Origin of the sequence: Prosthecobacter sp., from assembly GCF_044373815.1 — a bacterium.
Taxonomy (GTDB): Bacteria; Verrucomicrobiota; Verrucomicrobiia; order Verrucomicrobiales; family Verrucomicrobiaceae; genus Prosthecobacter.
The window spans coordinates 1-5,235 of the sequence record NZ_JBIPNG010000465.1 but is presented as its reverse complement, the minus strand read 5'-3'; the positions used below and the strand labels follow the sequence as shown (position 1 = coordinate 5,235).

Sequence of the window (5,235 nt, the reverse complement as noted above, 5' to 3'; positions counted from 1 at the left end):
GATGGAGGGCTGCCAGCGGCTGGGCTCGGCATCGGCGTCATCGCCGGCGGAGGGGTGCATCTGTCTCTGCGACCAGCCACGGTCCACGCGCTGGCCTTTTTCCAGCTTCTTGGTGGCGGCGCCGGTTTTGTCGTCTACTTCCACAAGGCCTTCCATCACCTGCACGAGATACTTGCCGTCCTCTCCGGCGCTGAGGCCGAACTTGGTGCCCCAGTCGATGACTTTGGCGTCCTTGGTGTCGATGCTGAATCCTTTGGCCTGCGGCGGCACTTCGGCCACCAGCGTGCCACGGCGCAGCTTGCAGTTCATGCCATCGAGCACTTCCACCGTGGCGGGGGCTTCCAGCACCAGCTCCGCGCCGCTGTCAAAACGCAGCACGGCCAGGCCTTCGATCAAATCAAGCACCCCAGGCTTCAAGCGTGCGCCTTCCACCGTGGGCAGGCTGCTGCCGGCCCACTGGCACTGCTGTGCGCGGACGAGCGTGGCCACCGTGCCATCGCGCGTGCCATTCAGCCAGACGAAGCCAAAGGTCACGCAGGCGGCTGCTGCGGCGGTGATGGCATGGCGCCACCACACGGGCTTGGCCGTCGGGCGTGCTGCGGGAGCGGCCTGGGTGTGCCAGGAGTCGTCAAAGCAGAGTTCGGCACGTTGATGCAGGGCTTTGGCAAAGAAGGCACGCGCTTCTGCATTTTCACGCAGTTCGGTCTCCAGCGCGGCCACCTCGGCGGCGCTGAGTTTTTCATCGGCGTAGCGCTCGGAGAGTTCCAGCAGTCGAAATTGATCGGCAGGCTTCATGATTCGGCTCCTTCCAGTTGCAGTTCCTTTTCCACGCAGGTCATGAGGTTCATACGGATGCGGCTCAGGGCGCGATACACCGCGCCCACTGTGCTGCGGATGCGCTCGGCCACGCCATCGATTTCCAGGTCCTCGTAGTAGCGCAGCGTCACGAGCTGGCGGTGTGCGGCGGGCAGTTTGGCCACGCAGGCGCGCAGGGCATCGCCCCGGCGGTCGCCGCTGTCGCTGAGCTTGGAGACTTCATCGTGCAGCAGCTCCAGCATCTCGTCGCTCAGCGGAGTGGCCTCGCGCTTTTTCTGGCGGCGATGGGTGAGCACTTGGTGGAAGGCGGTCTTGCGTGCCCAAGCCAAGAAGTTGGTACCGCTCTCAAACTGATCAAAGCAGCGCCACAGGATCATCTTCGTCTGCTGCAGGATGTCATCCGCGTCATGCGGGGCGGGTACCAGGCTGTGAACGTACACGCCCAGGGCACGGTCATGACTCGTGAGCAGTTCGAGGAATTCCTGGGTGCGGTCGTTGTCTGGCATGGCGTGGGCGTGGTGCGGTAATCCTATAAGGCCACGGGGGCGGGGATTTGGACAGAGTTTTTGGAAAGGGGGATAGTGAAGAGGAAGGCAGCCCGCGCTGGGACGAAGGATTCTAGGGACGCGCACAACGCGTCCCTACCATCCGTGCAGCACACCCAGGGCTGGTAGGGATGCGCTGTGCGCGTCCGTGATTTCGGGTCTGTCGCGTCGCAGGCGCTCAAAAAAGCCACGCCGTCCTTGGTGCTGTGAACAGCAGGCGTTTTTCTCCAACGGCATGGGACTTCCTTTGATTTGCAAAGACACCGCCTCGCCCAGCAGGACAGCCTCCATGCACGAGCAAGCGCCCCCGCAGCGAGTCTTCAGCCACCGCAAACAATCACCAACGACGGCAAACCACCGCAAACGCCTGCGCAGCAGGCCGCCCTCACTGCGCGGGAGCTTCAATCGTCGCATCAATCTTCTTCAGCGCGACCCACAGGGCCGGGTCTTCGGGATGGCCGTTGAAGAGCACTTTGCCCTCAGGGGAGAGCAGGACCATGCGGGGGATGGTGGCGATTTCGAGGGCCTTGGTGTAGGGGCGCTCCGGGGGCTCGATGAGCCATGGCAGCTTGGCGTTCTGCTCCTGGCGGATGCGTTCGGCGGTGGCCTCGGCCTTTTCATCGTCCTTGTTCACCGCTGCCACGACGATGCCGTGGGAAGCGAGCGCTGCAGCCTTCGTTTTGAGGGCAGGCATCAGCTGCATGCAGGGGCCGCACCAGGAGGCCCAGAAGTCCAGCAGCAGGGCTTTCTTTCCGCCCAGCACATCGTTCAGCGTGGTGGCCTCTCCCATGGAGGTGGTCAGCGGGGCTTTGAGATCAATGACCAGCGCTGCCATCTTTTCTTCGAGGCGAAATTTCTCCATGGCCTGGATGAAGACCGGCGCCTGCTGCGGGCTGAGCCAGATGGCTTCGAGGATGTTCGCTTTGAAACCGGCGGCATCCTTGGCCTCGCCTGCCTTCAGGGCCTTGATGTAGGCGATGAAGGATTGGACTGCTTCGACGTTCGGCAGCGCGGCGGCGCTGGCTGGATCAAAGCCGCCCGCGAGGATTTCCACCTCGGGCAGAATCTTGACGAGGAATGAGGTGTTTTGCTGCCGCAGGCCCCAAACGAGCTTCGCCTCAATGATCTGCTGGCGCAGCACCCCGGCCTTGTTGGCCTCTTTGGCGAGTTTCTGCAGGTCTTCCTCGGTCGTGTCTTGAGCGAAAAGCCGCTTCACCAGCGCCTGAGCATCAGCCGCAGCTTCTTGGGCAGCAGGGGCCTGGGCATGCAGGGAGAGCTGGGCGCAGCAGAAGAGAAAAACACAAAGGGCGGGTTTCATGGTTTTAGAACCGTCCCCATTTTTGTGACCAAAGTCGAGCAGAAAGTGACCATCCTCGGGCGGAATGAAAGATGCCTCTCACAGGGTGCGACTCCTGAGTCTCTTCATCCATGAAACTCACACTGACCCTGACACTCCTCCTCGCCACAGCCGCGTTTTGCCGCGCTGCGGACAACAACCCACCGAAAGGCTTTACCGCACTCTTCAACGGCAAGGACCTTTCCGGATGGTATGGCTGGGGCACCCAGGACCCGAACGACCTGTGGAAGATGACGCCAGAAGAGCAGGCCGCGTATAAGAAGAAATCCCTCGATGGCGGCCTCGTGGATGCGAAGGGCAATGACAAGGGCGACCACGTCAACGCTCACTGGAAGGTGGAGGACGGCCAGCTCGTCAATGACGGCAAAGGTTTGTACCTCACCACCGACAAGGACTACGGCGACTTCGAGCTCATGGTCGACTACAAGATGCTCCCTCTCGGCGACAGCGGCATCTACCTGCGCGGCATCCCCCAGGTGCAGATCTGGGACTTCACGGAGAAGGACGAAAAAGCCGTCGCGCTGGGCAAGCCCTTCGGTTCCGGCGGTCTCTGGAACAACAAGAGCCCAGAGGGCAAGAATCCCCTGAAGCTCATGGACAAGCCCCTGGGCGAATGGAACACCTTCCTCATCCGCATGGTCGGCGAGCGTGCGACGGTGACCTTCAACGGCGAAGTCGTCGTGAAGAATGCAGTGCTGGAAAACTTCTTCGCCAACAAGAAGGCCGGCTACCTCGCCTACGGCAAAAAAGACGCCAAGAAAGCTGAAGGCGATGCCGCCAAGGCCGCCGAGAAAGTGCCGAACGGCTGGTTCCCGGATCCTGCTTTCGCCAAAGGCCCCATCCAGCTCCAGACCCACGGCAGCGAAATCCGCTGGAAGAACGTTTATGTCCGCGAGATCTCCGCTGAAGAAGCCAACAAGGAGCTGGCAGGCAACTGGGCCGAAGACGGCTTCAAGGAATACGTCAACGGCAAGGACCTCAGCAACTGGCAGGGCGCGGTGGACAGCTACGAAGTGGTGGACGGTGCGATCACCTGCAAGCCCGGCAAAGGTGGCGATCTGCTGACCAAGGACGAATTTGAAAACGGCACCATCCGCGTGGAATTCAAGCTCCCAGCCGCTGGCAACAACGGCATCGCCCTGCGCACCCCGCTGGGTGGCCACTCCGCCTCCGACGGCCTTGAGCTCCAGGTCATCGACAGCGACGGCTACAACGCCAAGCAGGCCGCAGCCGGCAAGAAGGGCCTGGAGCCCTATCAGTATCACGGCTCCCTCTACCACACCGCCGGTGCCAAGCACGGCTACCTCCGCCCCGTGGGCGAGTGGAACTTCCAAGAAATCCAGGTCGATGGCCAGAAGATCAAAGTCATCCTCAACGGCACCAAGATCCTCGACGTGGACATCGACAAACTCGACCGCACCCAGATCGCCCACCCACCGAAAGGCCTCGACCACACCAAGGGCTTCATCGGCTTCGCCGGGCATAGTGACCCGGTCGTGTTCCGCAGCTTCAAGGTGAAGCAGAAGTAAGCGGCGCTGCGACGCTGCACTGCGGTGCAGCAAGATGCGCTGATTGACCCAATCATCACCCGTCAGGCCGAGAGGTCTGGCGGGTTTTTTTGTTTGGCGGAGGGGGATCGTCCCGATCCCTCAACGCTCCGCGATCAGCCACCACCCAGCAGCCTCATTTTTCTAAGAACGCGATCCCTAGCGGAGCGCTGAGGGACCAGGATGGTCCCTCTCCGGGGCACAGGCAGCGCGGCGAGACTCCAGCGTGAAGGGGGCGCACATTCCATGCGAGGTGGTCTCTGGCAGACTGGTGGCCCAGTGGGCCGTCTCGTGGGCCAAAGGCCCGCAGGAGTCAGCCCAGGGCGCAGCGAGGAACGAGCCAGCCCTGGGTTCTTGTCATAACGCACAGTTTCTCCCAAGGCCGCGCTCTGAAGGAGCGCAGGAGAGGTGGCGAACGGGTCTGCACCGTTGATGGCCGCCTTTCGCGCTGCACACGCTCCCGGTGCCCATTCAGGTTGCACAAGCGCTGGGTTGCAAAAACAACCTGGTTATCGTTTCATCCAGGCCGTGCTCCAACGGGGCGCAACAATCTGTTCCCCCTTGCCTGCATGCCTCAATCACTCGCCAAGGTTTACATCCATCTCATTTTCTCCACGAAAGGGCGCGAGAAGGTGGTCCCTCGGCACCTGCATCCAGAACTGCATGAATACATGGGTGGCATCCTACGTGATCTGGGCTGCACGGCGGTGGAGATCAATACGGAGCCGGATCATGCGCATCTGCTTTTTCTGCTCTCACGCACCGAGACCTTGGGTGACATCGTGCGTCAGGTGAAAACAGGATCGACCGAGTGGTTGCAACGTCAGTTGCCGATCCTACGGAATTTTCATTGGCAGAATGGATATGGGGCATTCTCCGTCAGCCAGTCGAGTCTTGTAGAGGTGAAGGAGTACATCCTCAATCAGCAGCGGCATCATCAGGTAATGAGTTTCCAGGAGGAGTTCCGGCG

The 5,235-nt window shown here is 61.4% G+C and carries 5 protein-coding genes; 2 read left to right on the top strand and 3 right to left on the bottom strand.

The features are described 5' to 3' along the window. From ACIREA_RS26140 to ACIREA_RS26130, 3 genes are all read right to left on the bottom strand, one after another. A partial coding sequence (locus tag ACIREA_RS26140; RefSeq protein ID WP_397385264.1) for a FecR domain-containing protein occupies positions 1 to 795 on the bottom strand: 795 nt, incomplete at its 3' end. Beyond that, a complete protein-coding gene (locus ACIREA_RS26135; protein ID WP_397385263.1) occupies positions 792 to 1,322 on the bottom strand; it encodes a sigma-70 family RNA polymerase sigma factor in 531 nt (176 codons plus the stop codon). The genes ACIREA_RS26135 and ACIREA_RS26140, both read right to left, overlap by 4 nt. A gap of 424 nt (positions 1,323 to 1,746) precedes the next feature. Beyond that, positions 1,747 to 2,679 carry a redoxin domain-containing protein gene (locus tag ACIREA_RS26130; protein WP_397385262.1) on the bottom strand — a complete coding sequence of 311 codons (933 nt, stop codon included), beginning with the start codon at positions 2,677 to 2,679 and terminating at the stop codon, positions 1,747 to 1,749. A 110-nt stretch (positions 2,680 to 2,789) separates the two neighbouring features. On the opposite strand from ACIREA_RS26130, the gene ACIREA_RS26125 reads away from it, so the two are divergent. Together ACIREA_RS26125 and tnpA are read left to right on the top strand one after the other, a co-directional pair. Continuing rightward, positions 2,790 to 4,247 carry a DUF1080 domain-containing protein gene (locus ACIREA_RS26125; RefSeq protein WP_397385261.1) on the top strand — a complete coding sequence of 486 codons (1,458 nt, stop codon included), beginning with the start codon at positions 2,790 to 2,792 and terminating at the stop codon, positions 4,245 to 4,247. A gap of 587 nt (positions 4,248 to 4,834) precedes the next feature. Beyond that, a partial coding sequence (gene tnpA, locus ACIREA_RS26120; protein WP_397385260.1) for an IS200/IS605 family transposase occupies positions 4,835 to 5,235 on the top strand: 401 nt, incomplete at its 3' end.